Source organism: Streptomyces lincolnensis (assembly GCF_001685355.1).
Taxonomy (GTDB): Bacteria; Actinomycetota; Actinomycetes; order Streptomycetales; family Streptomycetaceae; genus Streptomyces; species Streptomyces lincolnensis.
Genome location: NZ_CP016438.1, coordinates 3,085,725 through 3,107,521 on the forward strand (window position 1 = coordinate 3,085,725; position 21,797 = coordinate 3,107,521).

Sequence of the window (21,797 nt, forward strand, 5' to 3'; positions counted from 1 at the left end):
CCATGACGGAATCGCAATCCGAATCGCCATCGGAGCCGGAATCGACTCCCTCGCGCCGCGCGCTGATCGGCTGGGGCGGTGCCGGGCTCGCGCTCGGTGCCGCCGCGGCCGGGGGCGCGGTCGCGATGACCCGCACCGGCGACGACATCGCCCCGACGGCCGCCGAGGCGGGCGCCGCGGTCGACTTCCACGGCGCCCATCAGGCGGGTATCGCCACGCCCGTGCAGGACAGGCTGCACTTCGCCGCGTTCGACGTGACGACGGACGACCGTGCCGCGTTCGTGCGGATGCTGAAGGACTGGACGTTGGCCGCGCGGAGGATGACCGCCGGTGCGGCGGTCGGCGAGGGCGCCTACGGCGGGCTGGCCGAGGCGCCGCCGGACGACACGGGCGAGGCGCTGGGTCTGAAGCCGTCGCGGCTGACGCTGACGATCGGCTTCGGGCCGTCGCTGTTCGAGAAGTTCGACCTGGCGGACCGGCGGCCCGAGGCCCTCGTCGATCTCCCCCAGTTCGCCGGTGACAACCTCGACAGGAACCGCAGCGGCGGCGACCTGTGCGTCCAGGCCTGTGCGGACGACCCGCAGGTCGCCGTGCACGCGATCCGCAACCTGGCCCGGATCGGCTTCGGCAAGGTCGTCATCAAGTGGTCGCAGCTCGGCTTCGGCAAGACCTCCTCGACGACGCCCGACGCCCAGACCCCGCGCAACCTGATGGGCTTCAAGGACGGCACCCGCAACATCGCGGGCACCGAGACCGGCCGGCTGAAGAAGTTCGTGTGGGTGGACGAGAAGGACGGGCCCGGCTGGATGACCGGCGGGTCCTATCTCGTCGCCCGCCGCATCCGTATGCACATCGAGACCTGGGACCGCACCTCGCTCCAGGAGCAGGAGGACATCTTCGGCCGGGACAAGGGCGAGGGAGCGCCCGTCGGCAAGGCGAAGGAGCGCGACGAGCCGTTCCTGAAGGCGATGCTGCCCGACGCGCACGTCCGGCTCGCGCACCCCGAGTCCAACCACGGGGCGACGATCCTGCGCCGCGGCTACTCCTTCACCGACGGCACGGACGGCCTCGGCCGGCTGGACGCGGGCCTGTTCTTCCTGGCGTACCAGAGGGACGTACGCGAGGGCTTCATCCGGATCCAGCGCAACCTGGCCCTGGACTCGCTCAACGAGTACATCCAGCACGTGGGTTCGGCGGTGTTCGCGGTCCCGCCCGGGGTCCGCGACCAGGACGACTGGTGGGGCAGCACGCTGTTCTCCGGGGAGGCGTAGCCCGTGTTCTCCAACTACCTGATCGGTCTGCGCGAGGGGCTTGAGGCCAGCCTCGTCGTCTGCATCCTCATCGCCTACCTGGTCAAGACGGACCGCCGGGACGCGCTCAAGCCGATCTGGACCGGCATCGGTGTCGCCCTCGCGCTGGCGCTGGGCTTCGGCTGCGCGCTCGAATTCGGCTCCCAGGAGCTGACGTTCGAGGCGCAGGAGGCGCTCGGCGGCTCGCTGTCGATCCTCGCGGTCGGCCTGGTGACGTGGATGGTGTTCTGGATGCGGCGCACCGCCCGGCATCTGAAGGCCGAGCTGCACGGCAAGCTGGACGCGGCGCTCCAGATGGGCACCGGGGCCCTGGTCGCGACCGCGTTCCTCGCGGTCGGCCGCGAGGGGCTGGAGACGGCCCTGTTCGTGTGGGCTTCGGTGCGCGCGGCCGGGGACGGCTCTCCGCGTCCGCTGGTCGGCGTCGGCCTGGGCATCGCCACGGCGGTCGTGCTGGGCTGGCTGTTCTACCGCGGGGCGCTGAGGATCAACCTGGCCAGGTTCTTCACCTGGACCGGCGGGATGCTGGTCGTCGTGGCGGCGGGTGTCCTGGCGTACGGCGTCCACGACCTCCAGGAGGCGGACTGGGTGCCGGGCCTGACCGACAAGGCCTTCGACATCAGCGGGACCATCCCGCCGGACAGCTGGTACGGCACCCTCCTCAAGGGCGTGTTCAACTTCCAGCCGGATCCGACGGTCCTCCAGGTCACGGTGTGGCTGCTGTACCTGATCCCGACGCTCGCGCTGTTCCTCGCCCCGGTAGGGTTCGCCTCCGGGAAGGGGAAGGTGAAGGAACCTGATGAGCAGGGATCGCGGCCCTCGAAGGCTCCGCAGTCTTGACCGGAGCGCACTGATAGCGGCTTCACTGACCGCTTTGTCGTTGACGACGAGCGGATGCGTGGTGGTGCACGGAGAGCGGGAGGTACTGCCCTCGGCCACGAAGGCGGAGGCCGCCGAGGCACTCCGGCAGTTCACGACCGCGTACAACAAGGCGGACGAGGAGTACGACAGTTCGCTGGACTCCGACCATGTCACCGGCGCCCTCTCCGCCATCGACGCGGCCCGGCTGAAGGCCGGCGCCAAGAACAACCCGGGCGGCAACCCCAACCACACGCCGCTGGAGTTGTCGGACGCGAAGTTCACGATTCCCAAGAAGGCGGGCTGGCCCCGCTGGTTCGTCGCCGACGCGGCCGGCAACAAGGGCGGCAGCGCGCGCTGGCTGCTGGTGTTCACGCGCAGCAGCCTGAACGAGCCGTGGGAAGCGGCGTATCTGACGCTGGTGGCGCCGGACAAGATCCCGGAGTTCAAGCAGGACAAGGACGGCTGGGCCGAGTCCGTGCCCGCGAACTCCACGGAACTGTCCGCCACGCCCCGGGACTTGAGCAAGACCTACGCCGCGTACCTGCAGAGTGGCGACGGGGACGTCTTCGCGGAGGGTGCGCAGACCAGCGTGTGGCGCGCGGACCGGAAGAAGAACGCCAAGAAGCCGGGCCTGGCCACGCAGTACATCGACGAACCGCTGTCCGGCGGCGACTACGCGCCGCTCGCGATGCGCACGAAGGACGGCGGGGCGCTGGTGTTCTTCGCCTCGCGGCACTTCGTGAAGCAGACGGCCTACCCGGGTTCGTCGCTCCCGACGCAGAGCTCCGACGTGCTCGCCCTGACCACCGGTGAGATCAAGCAGTCGCTCACCATGGAGATCGTCTCCAACCAGGTCGCCCTGGACCCGGCGAAGGGTGCGAGCGGCGGGAAGGTGTCGGTGCTGGGACGGATCGAGGGGCTGACGTCGGCGCAGGGGTCGTGAGGGGCTGCTAGTGGCGCAGGGGCCAGGCCGCATTCGTGTGGTCGGGCTCCTCGCCGGCGTAGCGGGCGCAGGAGTCGGTGAGGACTTCCAGGAGGGTCAGCGGGTCGGGCAGCGGGTGTTCGAGTCCGCGGACCCACTGCACGCGGTGGCCGTCGTCGCCGGGGAGCCGGGCGGGCGGGACGAGGACGTAGGAGCCGCGGCAGTGCCAGCGCAGGCCCGGGTGCTCGTCCATCGTCTCGGGGTGGCAGTCCAGTTCGCACGGCCACCACTCGTCCTCGTCCTCGGGGGTGCCGCGGGTGAGGGTGAAGAACAGCAGCCGGCCGTCGTCGCTCTCGGCGACCGGGCCGACCTCGATACCGGAGTCGAGCAGCCGCACCAGGGCCTGGCGGCCGGCCTCCAGGGGGACGTCCAGGACGTCGTGGACCATGCCGGTGGCGGTGATGAAGTTGGCCTGCGGCTGATGCCGGGCCCAGCGCTCGATCTGGGCGCGGTCGGTGGTCGACTGGGTCTGCCAGGCGAACGACACCGGGTGCCGGGCGGGGGTCGGACAGCCGACGCGGTCGCACGAACACCCGTAGCCGGGGGCGGGATACGCGGCGGGCGCGAGCGGCAGGCCCGCCTCGGCGGCTGCCAGCAGCAGGGGCTCCCGGCCGCTGTCGTCGGCGGCCTCCTTGGGGCGGCGGCCCCGCAGCCACTGGGAGAGTTTGCCCTGCCGGCCGGTGCGGCCACCGAACTCCGCGCTCATCAATCTCCTCGCCTCGCCGTCGTGCGAAACAGCATGCCCTATGGTCCCACCATCGTGCGCTCCGGGGGGCCGTAGCCGACAACAGGGGTACGTGGGACGAGGGGTGGCGCGCACAGGGATCGAGTGTCATTGCGCGCTTTATTGTGATTTATTCCCCTACCGTTGTCGGCATGGTCACATGGATCGCGTCGAGGGGCCTGGCCGCCGCGGCTTTTGTGGTTCCGCCGGCCCTCACCGGGCCGCTCGGGCCGATGCCCCTGGAGTGGGGCGGCGGCCCCCTGACGGTGGCGGCGCTCCCCCGCGTCACCTACGTCGCCCATCGCGGCGGTGCCCGCGAGGTCCCCGAGAACAGCATGTCGGGCCTGATGGCGGCCTATGCGCGCGGTACGGCGCAGGTGCTGGACTTCGACACGCGCATGCTGCGCGACGGCACGCTCGTGGTGATGCACGATCCGACGCTGAACCGGACGACGTTCGCGGGCGGTGCGGTGCGCGGGCTGAACGTGCGGGAGTGGCAGGGGATGCGGTTGCGGCCGAGGGCCTCGCTGCCGGGGAGTTGGCGGTCGGAGCGGCCGCCGACGGTGGCCGAGGTGCTGGATCGTTTCGGCGGGCGGATCGTGCTGATGGTGGAGGCGAAGGATCCGCGAAGCCTGGAGCGGCTGGCGGGGCTCATCCGGAGCCGCGGCCTGACCCGCTCGGTCTTCGTCAACTCGAACGATCCCGCGGTGGCCCGGCACGCCCACCGGCTGGGCCTGCTCGCCCAGCTGTGGCGCTCGGCGGAGCAGTTGCGCCGGGACCGCCCCGAGCGCTGGCGGCCCTTCGTCGACCTGCTCGACGTGGACGTCAACGCGCGGGACGCGGACCTGGCCCGGGCGGTGCGCTCCGGCATCCCGCGCGTGTGGGCGCACACCGTGGTGACACCCCGGCAGCGGGACCGGGCGCTCGCGCTGGGCTGCGACGGCGTCATCACGGACACGCCGGGGCGGCTGGCGCGGGGGCGGGGTCCGGGGCGGGGCTAGCGGGGCGCGATGCCGTGGAGGGCGTAGTCGACGAGGGTGTCGGTGTACTCGTACGAGATGGGGCCCGTGTACTGGAGCCAGCGCTGGGCGAGGGGGGAGACCCAGAGTTCGAGGGCGATGCGGGGGTCGACCTCCTGGCGGACCTGGCCTGCGGCCTGGGCGGCGCGGACGCGGTCGACGTACAGCAGGAGCGACGGTTCGAGGAGCTTGGTCATGAAGACGCGGCCCAGTTGCTCGTTGACCACGCCTTCGGCGGCCAGGGCGCGGGAGGGGATCTCGAAGCGGGGGTCCTTGAGCTGGTCGACGGTCAGGCGCAGCACGGCCTTGAGGTCGGTGGCGAGGTCGCCGGTGTCCGGGATCGCGAACTCGTACTCCGGGCCGGCGTCCCGGGACGCCTGTTCGCTCAGGTCGAGGAACGCCTCCAGCAGGACGTCCGCCTTCGACGACCACCAGCGGTAGATCGTCTGCTTGCCGACGCCTGCGCGGGCGGCGATGCCCTCGATGGTCGTCCTGGGGTAGCCGACCTCGCCGACGAGGGCGAGGGCGGCGTCGTAGATCGCGCGGCGGGACTTCTCGCTGCGGCGGCTGGCGTCGGGGGTGGGCTGCGTGGCCATGGGTCGACGGTAACAGGGGGGTGAGACGGGGCGTCTCGTGAGGGATGGGACGGGTAGGGGCGGCGGGGGCGAGGAAAGTCGGTGTCACCGCGGCGGCCAGGGGTCGCCCCAAGTCGCGTCGCGGGCCGCCTTGTAGAGGTCGCCGTGGCGTTTGGTGACCGTGTGGCGGGCCAGGCGTTCATCGGACTCGCACAGGTCCAGGAGGACTTGGCCCTTGCGGATCTGGGGGCGTCGGACCACGCGGGAGGGGGCGGGGGCGGCCGGGAGGCGGGTGGCGGCGACGTAGGCGAACTTCTCGTCCTCGTAGGCGAGGGAGCCGCCCTTGACCTGGCGGTGCAGGGAGGAACGGCTCACCCGGGCCGAGAAGTGGCACCAGTCCTCGCCCGGGACGATCGGGCAGGCCGCGCTGTGCGGGCAGGGGGCGGCGACGCGGAACCCGGCGGCGATCAGGCGGTCGCGGGCCTCGATGATCCGGGCGTAGCCGTCGGGGGTGCCGGGCTCCACGATCACGACCGCCTGGGCGGCGGTCGCGGCGGCGTCCACGAGAGCGGTGCGGTCGGGGGCCGTGAGTTCGTTGAGGACGTAGGAGACGGTGACCAGGTCGGCGGGGTCGAGGGTGAGGGCCGCGCCGATCTTCGCCCGCTGCCACGTCGCCGTGCGCAGGGCGGGGTTGGCGGTGGCGATCTCCTTGCCGAGGGCGAGGGCGGGTTCGGCCCAGTCGAGGACCGTGACGGTGCGGTCGCCCTCCGGCCAGGTGGCGGTGGCGGCCCAGGTCGCCGCGCCCGTTCCGCCGCCGACGTCGGTGTGGCTGGTCGGGGTCCAGTGCGGTACGGCCTCCGCGAAGGCCTCCAGTGCGGAGTGGACCGCCTCGAAGGTGGCGGGCATGCGGTAGGCGGCGTAGGCGGCGACGTCCGCTCGGTCGCGGAGGATGGGGGTGTGAGTGGGGGTGTTCCCGCGGTAGGTGGCGATCAGGCGGTCCACCGCCTGGGCGGCCTGCTTCGGGGGGAGGCCGTCGAGGAGGGTGGAGAGGCTGTGGCGCAACGTGTCTGCGGGGTCGTTCACTCGCCGATTCTATGGGCTTCGGGTGGGCCTCCGGATGCGGGTCGGTGAGGGGTTCCGCGTCCCTGGGGGCTGCGCCCCCAGACCCCCGCTTCGGCCCTGAAGGGGCCTCGTCCTCAAACGCCGGACGGGCTGAAAAATCCAGCCCCTCCGGCGTTTGAGGAGCGGGGTCTGGGGCGGAGCCCCAGAAGGATGGGACGGGTAGGGGCGGCGGGGGCGAGAAACGATGGGACGCGCAACCTGTCTCGCGCCCGCTACATCCCCCGCACCGCCCGCGCCACCCGTGTCCCCGCCGCCGCCCTCGGCCTGTTGTCCGGTGACCGTCTCCTCGGATGCACCGTGTTGGCCAATAGGACGAGGAACGTGTCGGTCGCCGGGTCGAGGACCAGGGACGTGCCGGTGAAGCCGGTGTGGCCCGCCGCTCCTCTTCCCGCCAGTTCGCCCATGAACCAGGGCTGGTCGAGGGCGAAGCCGAGGCCGGGTGGGGTGAGGAGGAGTTCCACGAAGTCGGGGCCGAGGATGCGGGCGGGGCCGTAGGAGCCGCCGGCGAGGAGGGTGCGGCATAAGACGGCGAGGTCGCGGGCGGTGGAGAAGAGGCCGGCGTGGCCGGCGACGCCGCCGAGGGCCCAGGCGTTCTCGTCGTGGACCTCGCCGCGCAGCATGCCGCGGTCGGCCTTGGCCCAGGGGCGGCGCTGGTCCTCGGTGGCGGCGGCGCGGGGGCAGGGGCCGAAGTGGGTGGCGGTCATGCCGAGGGGGCGGGTGATGCCGTCGTGGACGAGGACGTCGAGGGTGCGGCCGGTGACGCGTTCGAGGACGTGCTGGAGGAGGAGCGGGTTGAGGTCGGAGTAGGTGTAGGTGCCGGGCACGCCGACGGGGGGTTCGGCGCGCAGGAGCGCCAGGCGTTCCGCGTCGTCGGCGCAGTCGTACAGCGGGAGCTCGGGGCGCAGGCCGGAGGTGTGGGTGAGCAGTTCGCGCACGGTGATGCCGTACTCCGCGGCCGCGGAGAAGTCGGGCAGGTAGGCGCCGACCCGGGCGTCGATGCCGAGGGTGCCCCGCTCGATCTGCTGGACGGCGGCGACGGCGGTGCAGAGTTTGGTCAGGGAGGCCAGGTCGAAGGGGGTGTCGACGGTCATCGGGACACGGTCCTCGGGCGGCAGTTCCACGCCCGCGTCGGCCTCGGGGTCGTAGGCCGCGTACCGGACGGCCCAGCCCGTCGCCTCCTCGACGGCGATGACCGGGCCGCGCCCGGCGACCACCACCGCGCCCGCAGCCCAGGGGTGCTCGCCGCTGGTGAGGGCCCGGACGTCGGCGACGAGGTGGTCGAGCTCCCCGGGGTCGAGTCCGGCCCGTTCCGGTGTGCCGTCGCGCAGTCTTGGTGCGCTCAGCTCCCTACTCCCTCCGCAGTCGCACGCTTGTTCCAAGGACGGCACATTCCCATGAAACAGGCCACCGCTACCAGTGCTGCCGCCAGTTGGACGACGGCCATCGGGACGGCGGTGTCCTCCCCGGCGACTCCGACCAGCGGGGAGGCGATCGCGCCGATGAGGAAGGAGGACGTGCCGAGCAGGGCGGCCGCGGAGCCGGCGGAGCGCTTGGTGCGCATCAGGGCCAGGGACTGGGCGTTGGGCAGGGCGATGCCCATCGCGGACATCAGCACGAAGAGGGCGGCGGCCATGGGGGCCAGTCCGACCTCGCCGAAGACACCGGTCGACATCAGCAGCAGCGCGGTCGCGGCGGCGACGACGACGGCGAGCCCCAGGCCGAGGACCTTCTCCAGGCCGACCCGGCCGACCAGCACCTTGCCGTTGATCTGGCCGACGATCACCAGGCCGATCGAGTTCAGTCCGAACAGCAGGCTGAAGGTCTGCGGGGAGGCGCCGTAGATCTCCTGGATCACGAACGGCGAGGCCGCTATGTAGGCGAACAGGGCGGCGAAGGTGAAGCCGCCGGTGAGCATGAAGCCGGTGAAGGGCAGGTCGGCGAGGAGTCCCCGCATCGAGCGCAGCGCCTCGCCGACGCCGCCGGAGTGGCGCTCGGCCGGCGGCAGGGTCTCGGGGAGCTTCGTCCACACGATGACGCCCAGCAGGATGCCGAGGACCGTGAGGACGACGAACACGCCCCGCCAGTCCGTCACCCGCAGGACCTGCCCGCCGATGAGCGGCGCGATGATCGGGGCGACCCCGGAGATCAGCATCAGGGTGGAGAAGAAGCGGGCCATCGCCAGGCCGTCGTAGAGGTCGCGGGCCACGGCCCGCGCGATGACGATGGCCGCCGCGCCCGCGAGGCCCTGGAGCAGCCGGAAGGCGACCAGGACCTCCACGGTCGGGGCGAGCGCGCACAGGACGGTGGCGACGACGTAGACGGCGAGGCCGGCCAGCAGCGGGCGGCGGCGTCCCCACCGGTCGCTCATCGGGCCGACCACCAGCTGTCCGAGGGCCATGCCGAGCAGGCAGGCGGTGAGGGTGAGCTGGACGGTGGCGGCGGGCGCGTGCAGCGAGCGGGTGACCTCCGGAAGTGCGGGGAGGTACATGTCCATGGAGAGCGGCGGTGTGGCGGTGAGGCCGCCGAGGATCAGCGTGACGAGCAGGCCGGTGCGGCGCACGGCGGCCCGGTCGGCCCCGTCCTTCTCCGGGGCGGCCGCACGCTGTGCCTGTGGTGTCGGCACCCCCTGCGCTGCCCCCTGTGCCGGTGCCCCCTGCTCGGGCATGTGCCCCTCCCTCTCCGAGTACTGCGTTGTCCCGGGGGAACCCCCGGACCCCCGGCCCCCTACTGCTCTCAGCTCGTACAGAGTGCCGAGGGTCACGTGAGCGAGGACGGTCCGGGATGACGGAGCAGAGCGTGCGCTGGGGGATCCTGGCGACGGGCGGGATCGCGGCCGCGTTCACGGCCGACCTGGTGGATCTGCCGGACGCGGAGGTCGTCGCGGTGGCCTCGCGGACGGAGGAGTCGGCGCAGGCGTTCGCGGAGCGGTTCGGGGTGGAGCGGGCGTACGGCGACTGGGCCTCGCTCGCCGAGGACGAGGACATCGATGTCGTCTACGTCGCCACCCCGCACTCGGCGCACCGGGCGGCGGCCGGGCTGTGCCTGGAGGCCGGGCGGAACGTGCTGTGCGAGAAGGCGTTCACGCTGAACGCGCGCGAGGCCGGGGAACTGGTCGCGCTGGCGCGGGCGCGCGGGAGCTTCCTGATGGAGGCCATGTGGATGTACTGCAACCCGGTCGTGCGACGCCTCAAGGCCCTGGTGGACGACGGCGCGATCGGTGAAGTGCGCAACGTCCAGGCCGACTTCGGGCTCGCGGGCCCCTTCCCGCCCACCCACCGGCTGCGCGATCCGCAGCAGGGCGGTGGCTCGCTGCTCGACCTCGGCGTGTACCCGGTGTCCTTCGCGCACCTGCTGCTCGGGGAGCCCACGGACGTCCTGGCCCGCGCGGTGCTGTCCGAGGAGGGCGTCGACCTCCAGACGGGCGCCCTGCTCTCCTGGGACGGCGGGGCGCTCGCCTCGGTGCACTGCTCGATCATCGGCGGTACGGCGACCACCGCCTCGGTCACCGGTTCGCAGGGCCGGATCGACATCCCGTACGGCTTCTTCCACACCGACCGGTTCGTGCTGCACCGGGACGGCCGCGACCCGGAGGAGTTCGCGGCCGGTCCCGAGGACGGTCCCCGGGGCAGCCTCAGGCACGAGGCCCGCGAGGTGATGCGGGCGCTGCGGGCGGGCGAGACCGAGTCCCCGCTCGTCCCGCTGGACGGCACGCTCGCGGTGATGCGGACGCTCGACGCGATCCGGGACCGCATCGGCGTCCGCTACCCGTCGGAGTCCCCGGAGGGTGAGCTCACGCCGGCTTGAGCCCCTGCTCCCCCACCTCCGTCACGAAGGACGCGGCCGTCGCGATCGGCGCGCCGGGCGTGAGGACGTACGGCACGGTCCTGAAGTCGGCCCGGGCCCGCTCCCGGTCCAGCGCGACGGTCACATAGCCGCGGCGGCCGTTGTAGAACTTCAGGTGCGGGTTGGCCCGCATGTAGGTGTCCCAGTTCGCGGGCCGGTCGGCGCCGTCCCGGCCGCTGGAGATCGAGGTCGCGACGATCTCCGTGCCGAGCGTCGGCGAGGAGGGGTCCTCGAAGTCGTCCTTGATGTCGAAGGCGTACGCCGCGTGCACGTCCCCGCTGAGCACCATCAGGTTCTCGACGCCGGCCGCCCGCGCCCCGTCCAGGACCCGGCGGCGCGAGGCGGCGTAGCCGTCCCAGGCGTCCATCGACACCCGTGACGGGGTGGTCGGGTCGACGTTCCGCCGCGCGAACAGGACCTGCTGCGGTACGACGTTCCACAGGGCCCGCGAGGCTCGCCAGCCGTCGAGCAGCCACCGCTCCTGCGTGGCGCCGGTCATCGTGCGTGCCGGGTCGTCGGACTCGGGGCCGGGGACGTGTGCGACATCGCCGTAGGCCTGGTCGGAGCGGTACTGACGGGTGTCGAGGACGTCGAACTGGGCGAGCCGACCCCAGGTCAGGCGGCGGTACAGCCGCATGTCCGGGCCTTCGGGCCGCTGGGGGCGGCGCAGCGGCTGGTTCTCCCAGTAGGCGCGGTAGGCGGCGGCGCGGCGGAGCAGGAACTCCTCCGGCGGGACGCTGTTCTCGGGGATGTCGTCGGCGTAGTTGTTCTCGGTCTCGTGGTCGTCCCAGGTGACCACGAAGGGGTGCGCGGCGTGGGCGGCCCTGAGGTCGGGGTCGGACTTGAACAGGGCGTACCGCAGGCGGTAGTCCTCCAGCGTGACCGTCTCGCGGTTGAAGACGGCCGGCAGGGTGCGGTCGGTGTAGTTGCGTTGTCCGCCGACCGCGTTGACCGCGTACTCGTAGAGGTAGTCGCCGAGGTGGAAGACGATGTCGACGTCGTCCTGGGCGAGATGGGCGTACGGCGTGTAGTAGCCGTCGTGGTACGCCTGGCAGGAGACGGCGGCCAGGGTGAGGGCCGGGGTGCGGGCGCCGGTGGCCGGGGCGGTGCGGGTGCGGCCGGTCTCGCTGACCCAACTCCCCACGCGGAAGCGGTAGTGGAAGACTCGGCCGGGGTCGAGGTGGTTCACCTCGACGTGGACGGCGTGGTGGAACTCGGGGTGCGCGATGGCCGTACCGCGTCTGACGACGCGGCGGAACCGCTCGTCGTGGGCCATCTCCCAGTGGACCAGGACGCGTTCGGCCGGGAGGCCGCTGTCGGGCTGGTAGGGGGCGGGGGCCAGGCGGGTCCACAGGAGCACCGAGGTCGGCAGCGGGTCGCCGGAGGCCACACCGAGCGTGAAGGGGTTCTCGGTGATCCGCGCGGCGTCGAGCTCGGCGGCGCCCGCGATGCCGGCGGCGGGCAGGTTCACGGAGAAGGCGAGCGCGGCGGCGGCCGCGGTGCCGGTCAGAAAGCGGCGGCGGTTCACATGGCGTGCGGCGGCGCGGAGTTCGGGGGCGTGCTGTGACGGGCGGGTGTCGTGCGTCATCCGGTCCTCCCCTGACTGATGGCTGCGACAGCCCATTGGAGTGGCCGGGGACGACTCCCGATAGTCGTGAACACGACAGTCTGGTGGCGGACGGATGAGTTCCGCATGGCGGGCCCTCCCGTACCCTGCGGGCCCATGAATGCCATGCAAACGGACACACAGGCCCGTACGCAGACGAAGATCGCCGTGGTGACCGGCGCGGGTTCCGGCATCGGCCGCGCGGTGGCCCTGGAACTGCTGCGCACCGGCTGGTCGGTGACGCTGGCGGGCCGCCGGGCGGAGGCCCTGGAGGACACCGCTGCCCTCGAACCCGGGGGCTCCGCCCTGATCGTCCGCACGGACGTCACCCGGCCCGAGGACGTGGCCGCCCTGTTCACCGCGACCGTGGAGCGCTTCGGGCGCCTGGACCTGCTGTTCAACAACGCGGGGACGTTCGGTCCCGGCGGGGTGCCGGTGGAGGAGCTGTCCTACGACGCCTGGCGGCACGTGGTGGACACCAACCTCAACGGAGCGTTCCTGTGCGCGCAGGCGGCGTACCGGCTGATGAAGGAGCAGGATCCGCAGGGCGGCCGGATCATCAACAACGGGTCCGTCTCGGCGCACACGCCCCGGCCGCTGTCCGTCGCCTACACGACGACCAAGCACGCGCTGACCGGACTCACCAAGTCGCTGTCGCTGGACGGGCGTCCGTACCGCATCGCCGTCGGGCAGATCGACATCGGCAACGCGGCCACCGACATGACCGAGCGGATGCGGACCGGAGCGCTCCAGGCCACTGGCGAGATCGCGGCCGAGCCCGTGATGGACGTCGCCGACGTGGCGCGCACGGTCCGGCACATGGCGGAGCTGCCGCTGGAGGCGAACGTGCAGTTCGCGACGGTCCTGGCGACGGCGATGCCGTACGTGGGGCGCGGCTGAACCGGATCCCACCGGTCGCGGGAGATCGTATACGGCTCAACCTGCACAACCGGAATATGATCCTCCGCCACAAACGGGCCGATGGCAGGCTTATGCTCTACATCTCCTCCATGAGAGCTTCACACTTGGAGGACATCGCCTCCGCGACCATGCCCGAGGGGGGAGGCGCCGTTCCACCGCATCGGGTGGGGGTGGACCTCGCGTGGGACCGCGGGGTACGCACCGGTGCGGTGGGACGGCTGCCATGGGAGTGGGGGTTACACCCCTGGGTCGGGGTGCTCACCCCTGGTCGAGAACGTTCCATGGGCTTCTACGATGTGCTGCGACACGTAGAGGAGTTCCATGGGCGTGGACGTGAGGGCATGGGCCCCCGCAGAACAGCGGTGGGCGGCGCGGGCGTCGCTCGCGTCCGCCGGACTGGCGGTACTGCTGCCGGTCGGCATCGGGGGCGTGACCGGGCTCCTGCTGGTCGTCACCGGGCTGGTCGGGGCGGGTGTCATGGCCGCCGCGGTGTGGTGGGCGCTGTCCAACCGCGGCCCGGCACGGGTGGCGGCGACCGTGGTCGCCGTGGCCGTTCCCGTCGCCCTCATCGTCCTGTTCGCGGCCACCCTGTGGTGGGTGCTGCTGCTGTCGGGGACGCTGTGGGCGCTCGCCGTGGGGACCGGACGGCACGCGCTGCGCAGCACCGGACTGCGTTCCCCACGGCAGAAGGAGTACCGAACGCCCGCCCCGCGGCGCCCCTTCCTCCTGATGAACCCGCGCTCGGGCGGCGGGAAGGTCGAACGCTTCCGGCTGAAGGAGAAGGCCGAACGGCTCGGCGCGGAGGTGCTCCTGCTCGACACCGAGGAGCAGCAGGACGTCTGCGCCCTGGCCCGGGACGCGGTGGCCCGGGGCGCCGACCTGCTGGGCGTGGCCGGGGGCGACGGCACCCAGGCGCTGGTCGCGGCGGTCGCCGCCGAGCACGGCATCCCGTTCATGGTCGTCACCGCCGGCACCCGCAACCACTTCGCCATGGACCTCGGCCTCGACCGCGCCGACCCGGCCGCCTCCCTGGACGCGCTGAGCGACGGGGTGGAGCTGCGGGTGGACCTGGGCTTCGCGGGCGGCCTGCCCTTCGTCAACAACGCCTCGTTCGGCACCTACGCGGCCGTCATCCAGAGCCCCGCCTACCGCGACGACAAGGTGGGCACGGCACTGGACCTCCTGCCCGACCTGCTCACCCGGCGGGAGGGTGCCCGGCTCACGGCGTACGTCCGGGACACCGTCCTGGCCGACCCGCACGCCGTGCTGGTCAGCAACAACCCCTACCGCACGGACGACCCGCTCGGCCTCGGCCGCCGTCACCGGCTGGACGCCGGGGTGCTCGGCGTCCTCGGTCTCCGGGTGGACAGCGCGACGGAGGCCGCCGTCCTGCTCCTGGACCCGGAGCCGAAGGGGCTCACGATCACCACCGCCCGCGAGGTGGTCGTGGCGGCGGACCGCCCGGAGATAGAGGTCGGGCTCGACGGCGAGGCCCTGACCCTGCCCACCCCGGTCCACCTCCACATCACCCCCGGCGCCCTGCGCGTCCGCGTCCCCCGCGACCGCCCCGGCGTTCCGGAGCCCGCGCCGCGTCTGAACTGGCGGCGGCTGCGCAAGCTGGCGGCATCGGTGGGGCGCACGGCTGTACCGCGGCGGCCCGGACGCCGTAAGACCCTCCTGTGATACGGGAGTTGTGATACGGGAGTTCAGGCCTGGCCGGTCTCGAAGCGGGAGATCCTGCCGTCGTCCCCGACCGTGAAGTTCCACCGGGTGCGCATCTCGCCCCAGGTGTCGTTGCTGTAGCGGGCGAGGAGGGCGCGGCCGCCCTGGGACTCGTTGTCGACCTCCATGTGGCCGTGGGAGGAGAAGATCTCCCGGTCGGTCCAGTCGTCGAGGTCGCGGTCGCTGCCGTCGTCCGCCATGGTCGCGCCGGGGGCGAGAAGCGCCTGGAAGGCCTCCCGGTCATGGGCGTTGACGGCCGCGACGAAGGCACGGACGGCCGGGTCGCTGAGTTTGGCGGTCTGAATCGTCATGGCAGCCAGACTCACACCGCCCGCCGGGGCCCGCCACCCGAACGGCGGCGCGGGTCTCCCGGCCGGGTGTGGGGAGTGCGACGGTGGAGACCCGTGAGCTTTCCGTCCTTTCCGGGAGTCATCGTGACCTCATACGACCGACGTGATCTGGGCCTGCTGCTGCTCCGGCTGGGCACCGGCGGAGTCCTGGCCGCGCACGGCGCGCAGAAGCTGTTCGGCTGGTTCGGCGGGCATGGGCTGGAGGGCACCGGCCAGTGGTTCGAGTCCGTCGGGTACGCGCCCGGCAAGGAGAGCGCCCTGGCGGCGGGGATGTCCGAGGCCGGGGGCGGCACGCTGCTGGCCCTGGGCCTGGCGACCCCCGCGGCCGGTGCGGCGGCGGCCGGCGCGATGGCGGGCGCCGCCGCGGTGCACGCCCCGAACGGCTTCTTCAACCAGGGCGGCGGCTACGAGTACGCGGCGGCCCTCGGCCTGACCGCGGCCGGTCTCGCCGTCACCGGCCCCGGCCGGCTCTCCCTCGACCACGCCCTCGGCCACGCGGTCGACCGCAACTGGATGGTCCCGGCGGCCTTCGCCGCCACGGGCCTGGTCACCGCACTCGTCGTGGGCGCCCGCGCCCAGCGGCTGCGCAAGCGGGAGAACGGCGAGCAGGAAGCCCTGTTCGAGGAGACGTTCGACGAGTAGAGGCACGAGTGGGGGCACTGTGTCGTGCGGGCACGGCGGCATGGCAGGCTGCCCGCATGACTGAGCCGGCCACCTCCCCTGTCACGCCCGCGGACCTGTGGGGCTCCATCGACGAGTTGTGGGCCTGGCTGGAGGCCAACCGGCCGGCCGGCGACGACGCCCAGAGCCTGCTGGTGCGCATGCTGAAGCTGTCGGAGGAGGTCGGCGAGGTCGCCCAGGCGGTGATCGGGGTGACCGGTCGGAACCCGCGCAAGGGCGTCACCCATACCTGGGAGGACGTCGAGGGCGAGCTGTGCGACGTGGTGATCACGGCCCTGGTGGCCCTGCGCACGCTCACCCCGGACACCCGTGAGGTCTTCACGCGGCATCTGGCCCGGGTGACGGAACGGTCCCGGCCCGGCGGCTGAACCCCGCCGGCTCCGGGTCCGGCCGGGGCCGGGTCCTGGCCGGGCTGGCCAGGCCGAGCCGGGTGAGGAACTGCTGGAGGGTGAAGGCCGCCATACCGAGGGCCACCGCGTTGCCCGGGACCCGCGAGGGCTCGACGACGAGGCCGGCCAGGGAGCCGGGCAGGACGTGGTGGGGCAGTTCGTCGCGCACCGCGGGCACGAGCCGGTCGGCGAGGGCCTCGGAGGCCCAGCCGGTGAGGGTGATGTGCGGGACGTCGAGCAGGTTGACCAGGTCCCCGAGGCCCGCGGCGAGATAGCGCGCGGTGCGCAGGACCAGCACGGACAGCGCCGGATCGCCCGCGGCGAGACCCTGGGCGACCCTCTCGACGAAGTCCCGCTGCCGCTGCTGCCGCAGCAGGGGGTGGCCCGGGTCGATCTCGGCGAGGGTGGTCCGCAGGCCGGGGGCCCCGACGTACGCCTCGACGCAGCCGCGCCGGCCGCACCGGCACGCCCGGCCGTCCAGCTCCAGGAGTGTGTGGCCCCACTCGCCGGCGTTGTTGGTGATACCGCGGATCAGCGAGCCGTCGAGGGCGATCCCGGCGCCGACACCGGTGCCGAGGTTGACGACGGCCATGCTGTCCACCGCGTTGCCGACGCCGAACCACATCTCGGACAGGATGACGGCCTTGAGCGGATTGTCGACGTACACGGGGATGGCGAGGTCTTCCAGCAGCTCCTCGATGCGGACGTCGTGCCAGTCCCAGTTCGGCGCGAAGACCGAGACACCCGCGTCGGGATGGACGTGCCCCGGCATGCTCACCCCGACGCCGATGACGCGTGCCCGCTCGGTCGCGTCGGCGCCGACGGCCCCGTCGATCGCGCGGACGATGCCGTCGACGACGTAGGCCGGGTCGTTCTCCTCCTCGTCGAGCGCGACCTCGGCATGGCCGAGGACGCCGAGCGCGAGGTCGTGGACGACGGCGTCGACGTAGGTCTCGGCCACGTCCACGCCGACGATACGGCCGCGGTCCGGGGCGATGGTCAGCCGCTCCTGCGGCCGTCCACCGGTGTTGCGCTCCACGGCGGCGATGTGCAGGACGCCCCCGGACAGGAACTCGGTGACGAGGGTCGCCACGGTCGCCTGGCTGAGCCCGGTGTGCCGGGCGAGCTCCTGGCGGGTGGACGGCCCGAGTTCGAACAAAGCGTGCAGAACCTCGAACCGGTTCTCGCTACGAAGATCACGGGCCGTGTGCCGCGCCACCATGCTCCTTCAGCTGTCAGGGGACTCCAGCCACAGCGTACGGAGTTCGGCGTCCCCCGGTCCGGCCGCTCCGCGCACCAGCAGGGTCAGCCCCGGCCACCCCGACGGGATCCAGAGTACGTTCGAATCCCCGCCGGAGAAGGCCGGTCGGTCGCCGACCCAGACCCGGCCCACGCACTCCCCGTCGGCCCAGCCGGTCACCCGGATCCGTGATCCGTCCAGCCGTACCAGCAGGCCGTCGTGGGACGGCGGCAGGTCGATGTCGAGCCATGCCTCCTCCCCCGGTTCCAGGACCAGCGGCAGCCGGATCTCCGGTCCGGGAGCGGCCTCGGTGGCGAACGCGGTGAGCGACTCGTCGTCCTGCGTGGAGCAGGTCCAGCCGGTCACCGGGTCCAGGCCGAGCAATTCGGCGCCGAGGCCGGCACCGCTGGGGTGGTGCGGCACGGTGACCGAGATCCGGTGGGTCCCGGCGGGCAGCAGGACCCAGGGGTCCTCGGTGTGGACGGTGAACGGCTCGCCGTCGTCCACACTCACCCGCACCGGCTCGGCGACCCCCTTCAGGTGCAGTGCGGACGCGGTGTCCGACCGGATCCCGCGGGTGTAGGTGACGGGCACTCCGACGCGGGTGCTGCTCCAGCCGCCGAGCACGCGCACGGGTGCGGGCCGGCCCGTCCAGTGGCCGTGCACCGACCACAGGGCCGACACGTCCGCCGTCTCCCGGACCGTCCACAGCGTGCCGAGTCCGCGCAGCGCGCCGAGGCGGAGGGCGGGCAGGCGCGCGTCGTCGAAGTTCGCGTGCCCCCAGATCTCCACGACGGCCTCGATGGCGGCCGGTCCGGTCGTCGCACGGACGTCGATCCGCTCGGCCGCCCCGAACCCGGCGATCGTCGGCCGCACCGCGCCGCCGATCGACAGGTCGACGATGTCCGCCGCCCCGACGAGCAGCAGTTCGTCGACACCGGTCAGGTCCGCCGTCGCCCGGTAGGTGCCGCGCCCCCGGTACACACCGAGCGACTCCAGCGTCGGCGGCAGCTCATGACCGCCCGCCGCCTTCTCGGCAGGGGTCTGCGATCGCCGCCGCGCCTCCCGTACGTCGACCGACGTCCCGGTGGCCCGCGCGGTCGCAGGATCGCCAACATGCGCCGTGCCGTCGCGGTCCACCCCGCGCAGGCGTACGGCGTCCCGCGGGGCCAGCGCGACGAGGATCAGCCCCTCGATCGTCGCCCGCTCCGGCGCTCCGGCCACCGGTGCCGGGATCTCCACCCCGGTTCCGTCCACGACGACGGTGACCGGCACCTCGGAGGAGAACGTCAGCACGCCCTCCGCCGCCGCCACCAGATCCGCGGACGCCAGGGTGAGTGTCCCGTCGTACCCCCAGGGCCGCAGGGGCACGTCCACCAGCATCAGCGGGCACGAGTCGGGGGCGACGGCGACGGGCACGCCGTTCACGACCGCCGTGCCGGCCTCCTTGCCGAGGTGCGGTACGGCGACGAGCTGACCGCCCTCGTCGAGGTCGAGGGCCGACGGTGACGAACTGGTCGGGAAGTCGGCGGTGATCCCCACGCGCGGCAGGGCCGAGGTGGCGAGCGCGAGGCGCGGCCCCAGGGCGTCGATGACCCGGGCGAGCAGTTGGCCCTCGGCGTACTCGGGGCGTTCGGCGCCGGTGGAGGAGACGTAGCCGCCGAAGTCGTAGCCGTGGCTCATGAAGTTGCCGGGCTCGCCCCAGTTCCCGGTGGACGGGGTGTACCCGAAGTTCCAGCCGGACGACTGGAGATAGGGCGCGATCAGGGAGGCGCCGCTGGCCAGGAGCCGCCGCAGGGTGCGGTGGCGGCGGTTGGTCTCGGTGATCAGCAGGGGCAGGTCGCGTTCGGCCAACAGCCCGGCGTAGCGCCGTACTTCGGGTTCGATGTCCGGGGAGTCGTCGTCGGGGTAGAAGTTGCATGCCGGGACGACGCCGGGGACGTCGCCGGTGGCTCCTTCGATGTCGCCCTGTCCGGAGCAGGCGATCAGCGGCACGGTGATGCCGTGGCGCAGGGCCTGGTCGCGCAGGGCGGTCACATAGCCGGTGCGGTCCTCGCAGTCGAAGAAGTCCAGCTCGTTCTCCAACTGCACCATGATGACCGGGCCGTTCGCCGGGTACTGGCGCTCGGCGAGGAGCGGCAGGACCTGGTCGAACCAGGCGGCGACCTGCGCGAGGAAGCGCGGCTCGTGCTGGCGCACCCGCAGCTCGGGATCGAGTCCCAGCCAGGCCGGCAGCGCGCCGCCGTCCCACTCGGAGCAGATGTAGGGACCGGGCCGCGCGATGACGTACAGGCCCGCCTCCCGCGCGAGGTCCAGGAAGGCGGCGACATCGCGGCGGCCCTCGAAGGACCAGCGGCCGGGGGCCGTCTCGTGGAAGTTCCACGGCAGATAGACGTCCACGCAGGTGTAGCCGGAGGCCCGTACCTGTTCGAGCCGGGCGCGCCACTGTTCCCGCGGGAGGCGGAAGTAGAACAGGGACGCGCACAGCACGATCCGTGGACCGCCCTCGGTGCGGATGCCTCGGGCGTCGAGTTCGACGCCGTGGGTGAGGACTGTCGGCCGGCTCACTTGACCCCCGCGCTTCCGCCGCTGATGTCCATTTCGTACAGGTACTTCTGGCCGATGTAGTAGACCAGGATCATCGGCAGGGCGAGCAGGATCGAGCCGACCATCACCAGGTTCCAGGGCGGCGCCTGGCCCGCCTGCGAGGTGGCGGTGATGTACTGCACGCCCAGTGCGAGCGGCATCTTCGACTCGTCGTTGAGGTAGATCAGGGGGCCCATGAAGTCGCCCCAGGTGTGGGTGAGCGTGAAGATGCCGATGGCGATCAGGACGGGCCTGAGCATCGGGAACATGATCCGCCGGTAGATGCCGAAGAAGCCCAGGCCGTCCATCATGGCGGCCTCGTCGAGCTGGCTGGGCAGCCGGGAGACGAACTGCCGTACCAGGAAGACGTTGAAGGCGTTGGAGAAGAAGTTCGGCACGATCAGCGGCAGGAAGGTGTTCACCCAGCCCAGGTCCCGGAAAAGGATGAACTGGGGGATCATCGTGATCTGCGTCGGGATCATCATCGTCGCGATGACGATGAGGAACATCGTGTTCTTGCCCGGTGCCCGCAGCCGGGCGAAGGCATAGCCGACCAGGCCGCTGGAGAGGACCTGTCCGGCCACCGAGAACAGCGAGATGAGCACCGAGTTGAGCAGGAAGGTGCCCACCGGCAGTTCGGTGCCGAACACCCGGGAGAAGTTGTCCCAGTGGAACTCGCGCGGGATGACCGTGAACGAGCCGGAGTTCACGGTGGCGTCGCTGGACAGGGCGATCGAACCGACGAAGACCAGCGGGGCGGTCAGGACCGCCGCGACGATCAGCAGGGTGCCGTAGGTGAACGGGGTCGCGCGGAACGCCCGTGCGGCGGGGGCCTCTTGGCGTTTCTTGCTCTGTTGTTTCTCGTTGAGGGTGGTCGCCAGGGTCGCCATCACTTCACCTCGGTCTCGTAGAACACCCAGCGCCGGGTGGTGCGGAAGGCGATCACGGTGAAGACCAGGATCACCAGGAACAGCAGCCAGGAGATCGCCGAGGCGTAGCCCATGTGGTAGTAGCTGAACGCCTGGTCGAACAGGAACGGCACCATCGTCTGGGCCGCGTCGTAGCCCGCTGGGTTCTTGGCCTTCGAGACGAGGATGTAGACCTGCGAGAAGACCTGGAACGCGCCGATCAGGCCCATGATCAGGTTGAAGAAGATGATGGGCGTCAGATGCGGCAGCGTGATGCTCCAGAACTGCCGCATCGCACTCGCGCCGTCGACCTCGGCCGCCTCGTACAGCTCACGCGGGATGCCCTTCATGGCGGCGAGCAGCAGCACGGTCGCGGCGCCCGCGCCCCACGTCGACATCAGGATGAGGGCGGGCTTGACCCAGGGGCCGTCGTACAGCCAGTTGGGGCCGGAGACGCCGAACAGACCGAGGAAGTCGTTGATCGGGCCGTTCGGCGCGAGCACCATCCGGAAGATCATCGCCGTGGCGACCAGCGGGATCAGCGTCGGCAGGTAGATCAGGGTGCGGAACAGCTTGCGGGCCCTGACCTGCTTGTTGAGCAGGTTCGCCAGCCACAGGCCGAGGACCAGGCCGAGCGGGACCGAGATCGCCGCGTAGAAGAGGGTGTTCCACAGGGCCTTCCAGAACACCGGGTCGTCCGTGAGGAGCTTGACGTAGTTGTCGAAGCCGACCCACTGCGGCGGGGTGAAGGAGTCCCAGTCGGTCAGGGAGTAGTAGATCGACGCGATCATCGGCCCGAGCAGGAAGACCAGGAAGCCGATGATCCAGGGCGAGATGAACAGGTAGAAGGACAGGGCCTCACGGCGGCGCCGCTTGGAGAGCTTCTGCTTCCCGGGCTTGGGTGAGGCGGGCTTCTCCGCGGCCGCCGGGGCGGCCTTCGGGGCGGTCGAGGTTGCCATCG

Annotated in this window: 20 protein-coding genes; 9 read left to right on the forward strand and 11 right to left on the reverse strand. The window is 72.0% G+C overall.

Annotation, left to right across the window (positions count from 1 at the left end):
- The first annotated feature begins 2 nt into the window (after window positions 1-2).
- The 3 genes from efeB to SLINC_RS13670 are packed head-to-tail and all read left to right on the forward strand — an operon-like array spanning window position 3 to window position 3,111.
- Entirely contained in the window at window positions 3-1,271 is a 1,269-nt protein-coding gene (efeB, locus tag SLINC_RS13660) for an iron uptake transporter deferrochelatase/peroxidase subunit (protein ID WP_067431490.1), read from the forward strand.
- A 3-nt stretch (window positions 1,272-1,274) separates the two neighbouring features.
- Window positions 1,275-2,147, forward strand: coding sequence for an iron uptake transporter permease EfeU (efeU, locus tag SLINC_RS13665; RefSeq protein ID WP_067431493.1), 873 nt, complete (start codon window positions 1,275-1,277; stop codon window positions 2,145-2,147).
- Window positions 2,107-3,111, forward strand: coding sequence for an SCO2278 family lipoprotein (locus tag SLINC_RS13670; protein WP_079164519.1), 1,005 nt, complete (start codon window positions 2,107-2,109; stop codon window positions 3,109-3,111). The genes efeU and SLINC_RS13670 overlap by 41 nt, the downstream gene beginning before the upstream one ends.
- A gap of 7 nt (window positions 3,112-3,118) precedes the next feature.
- Here the strand turns inward: SLINC_RS13670 and SLINC_RS13675 are convergent, their stop codons facing one another.
- A complete protein-coding gene (locus tag SLINC_RS13675) occupies window positions 3,119-3,856 on the reverse strand; it encodes a bifunctional DNA primase/polymerase (RefSeq protein WP_067431499.1) in 738 nt (245 codons plus the stop codon).
- A 170-nt stretch (window positions 3,857-4,026) separates the two neighbouring features.
- On the opposite strand from SLINC_RS13675, the gene SLINC_RS13680 reads away from it, so the two are divergent.
- Entirely contained in the window at window positions 4,027-4,875 is an 849-nt protein-coding gene (locus SLINC_RS13680) for a glycerophosphodiester phosphodiesterase (protein WP_067431502.1), read from the forward strand.
- Here the strand turns inward: SLINC_RS13680 and SLINC_RS13685 are convergent.
- The 4 genes from SLINC_RS13685 to SLINC_RS13700 form a co-directional block, all read right to left on the reverse strand.
- On the reverse strand, window positions 4,872-5,489 hold the full coding sequence (locus SLINC_RS13685; protein WP_067431506.1) for a TetR/AcrR family transcriptional regulator: 618 nt from the start codon (window positions 5,487-5,489) through the stop codon (window positions 4,872-4,874). The two genes, SLINC_RS13680 and SLINC_RS13685, sit on opposite strands and share 4 nt — an antisense overlap.
- A gap of 84 nt (window positions 5,490-5,573) precedes the next feature.
- A complete protein-coding gene (locus SLINC_RS13690; RefSeq protein WP_067431510.1) occupies window positions 5,574-6,551 on the reverse strand; it encodes a small ribosomal subunit Rsm22 family protein in 978 nt (325 codons plus the stop codon).
- Window positions 6,552-6,802: 251 nt separating this feature from the next.
- Window positions 6,803-7,978 carry a serine hydrolase domain-containing protein gene (locus SLINC_RS13695; RefSeq protein WP_067431512.1) on the reverse strand — a complete coding sequence of 392 codons (1,176 nt, stop codon included), beginning with the start codon at window positions 7,976-7,978 and terminating at the stop codon, window positions 6,803-6,805.
- A complete protein-coding gene (locus SLINC_RS13700; RefSeq protein ID WP_067431515.1) occupies window positions 7,930-9,255 on the reverse strand; it encodes a multidrug effflux MFS transporter in 1,326 nt (441 codons plus the stop codon). The genes SLINC_RS13695 and SLINC_RS13700 overlap by 49 nt, the downstream gene beginning before the upstream one ends.
- Before the next feature lie 116 nt (window positions 9,256-9,371).
- Between SLINC_RS13700 and SLINC_RS13705 the strand changes: the two genes are divergently transcribed.
- Window positions 9,372-10,394, forward strand: a complete 1,023-nt coding sequence (locus tag SLINC_RS13705) for a Gfo/Idh/MocA family protein (RefSeq protein WP_067431518.1) — start codon at window positions 9,372-9,374, stop codon at window positions 10,392-10,394.
- Here the strand turns inward: SLINC_RS13705 and SLINC_RS13710 are convergent.
- Complete coding sequence (locus SLINC_RS13710) at window positions 10,381-12,021, reverse strand: alkaline phosphatase D family protein (RefSeq protein WP_067431520.1); 1,641 nt, start codon at window positions 12,019-12,021, stop codon at window positions 10,381-10,383. The genes SLINC_RS13705 and SLINC_RS13710 overlap by 14 nt on opposite strands.
- Window positions 12,022-12,156: 135 nt before the next feature.
- On the opposite strand from SLINC_RS13710, the gene SLINC_RS13715 reads away from it, so the two are divergent.
- Both SLINC_RS13715 and SLINC_RS13720 read left to right on the forward strand, forming a co-directional pair.
- Window positions 12,157-12,939 (forward strand): SDR family oxidoreductase, encoded by a 783-nt coding sequence (locus SLINC_RS13715; RefSeq protein WP_067445304.1) that lies wholly within the window; start codon window positions 12,157-12,159, stop codon window positions 12,937-12,939.
- A 342-nt stretch (window positions 12,940-13,281) separates the two neighbouring features.
- The gene (locus SLINC_RS13720) at window positions 13,282-14,643 is read left to right on the forward strand and encodes a diacylglycerol/lipid kinase family protein (protein ID WP_067431524.1); all 1,362 of its coding nucleotides are present in this window, start codon (window positions 13,282-13,284) and stop codon (window positions 14,641-14,643) included.
- A 23-nt stretch (window positions 14,644-14,666) separates the two neighbouring features.
- On the opposite strand, the gene SLINC_RS13725 is transcribed toward SLINC_RS13720, so the two are convergent.
- On the reverse strand, window positions 14,667-14,993 hold the full coding sequence (locus SLINC_RS13725; protein WP_067431527.1) for a hypothetical protein: 327 nt from the start codon (window positions 14,991-14,993) through the stop codon (window positions 14,667-14,669).
- A gap of 123 nt (window positions 14,994-15,116) precedes the next feature.
- Here SLINC_RS13725 and SLINC_RS13730 point away from each other — a divergent pair, with 123 nt between their 5' ends.
- Both SLINC_RS13730 and SLINC_RS13735 read left to right on the forward strand, forming a co-directional pair.
- Window positions 15,117-15,674 carry a DoxX family membrane protein gene (locus SLINC_RS13730; RefSeq protein ID WP_067431530.1) on the forward strand — a complete coding sequence of 186 codons (558 nt, stop codon included), beginning with the start codon at window positions 15,117-15,119 and terminating at the stop codon, window positions 15,672-15,674.
- A gap of 56 nt (window positions 15,675-15,730) precedes the next feature.
- On the forward strand, window positions 15,731-16,081 hold the full coding sequence (locus SLINC_RS13735; protein WP_067431532.1) for a MazG-like family protein: 351 nt from the start codon (window positions 15,731-15,733) through the stop codon (window positions 16,079-16,081).
- Here the strand turns inward: SLINC_RS13735 and SLINC_RS13740 are convergent.
- Genes SLINC_RS13740 through SLINC_RS13755 form a run of 4 tightly spaced genes read right to left on the reverse strand, consistent with a single transcriptional unit; the run spans window position 16,032 to window position 21,795 of the window.
- Window positions 16,032-17,324: an ROK family transcriptional regulator gene (locus SLINC_RS13740; RefSeq protein ID WP_067431536.1), complete on the reverse strand. Its 1,293-nt coding sequence runs from the start codon at window positions 17,322-17,324 to the stop codon at window positions 16,032-16,034. The genes SLINC_RS13735 and SLINC_RS13740 overlap by 50 nt on opposite strands.
- Window positions 17,325-17,330: 6 nt before the next feature.
- Window positions 17,331-19,910, reverse strand: coding sequence for a beta-galactosidase (locus SLINC_RS13745; RefSeq protein ID WP_067431539.1), 2,580 nt, complete (start codon window positions 19,908-19,910; stop codon window positions 17,331-17,333).
- Window positions 19,907-20,818, reverse strand: coding sequence for a carbohydrate ABC transporter permease (locus tag SLINC_RS13750; protein ID WP_079164522.1), 912 nt, complete (start codon window positions 20,816-20,818; stop codon window positions 19,907-19,909). The genes SLINC_RS13745 and SLINC_RS13750 overlap by 4 nt, the downstream gene beginning before the upstream one ends.
- Window positions 20,818-21,795, reverse strand: a complete 978-nt coding sequence (locus SLINC_RS13755; protein ID WP_067431542.1) for a carbohydrate ABC transporter permease — start codon at window positions 21,793-21,795, stop codon at window positions 20,818-20,820. The genes SLINC_RS13750 and SLINC_RS13755 overlap by 1 nt, the downstream gene beginning before the upstream one ends.
- Window positions 21,796-21,797 lie beyond the last annotated feature (2 nt).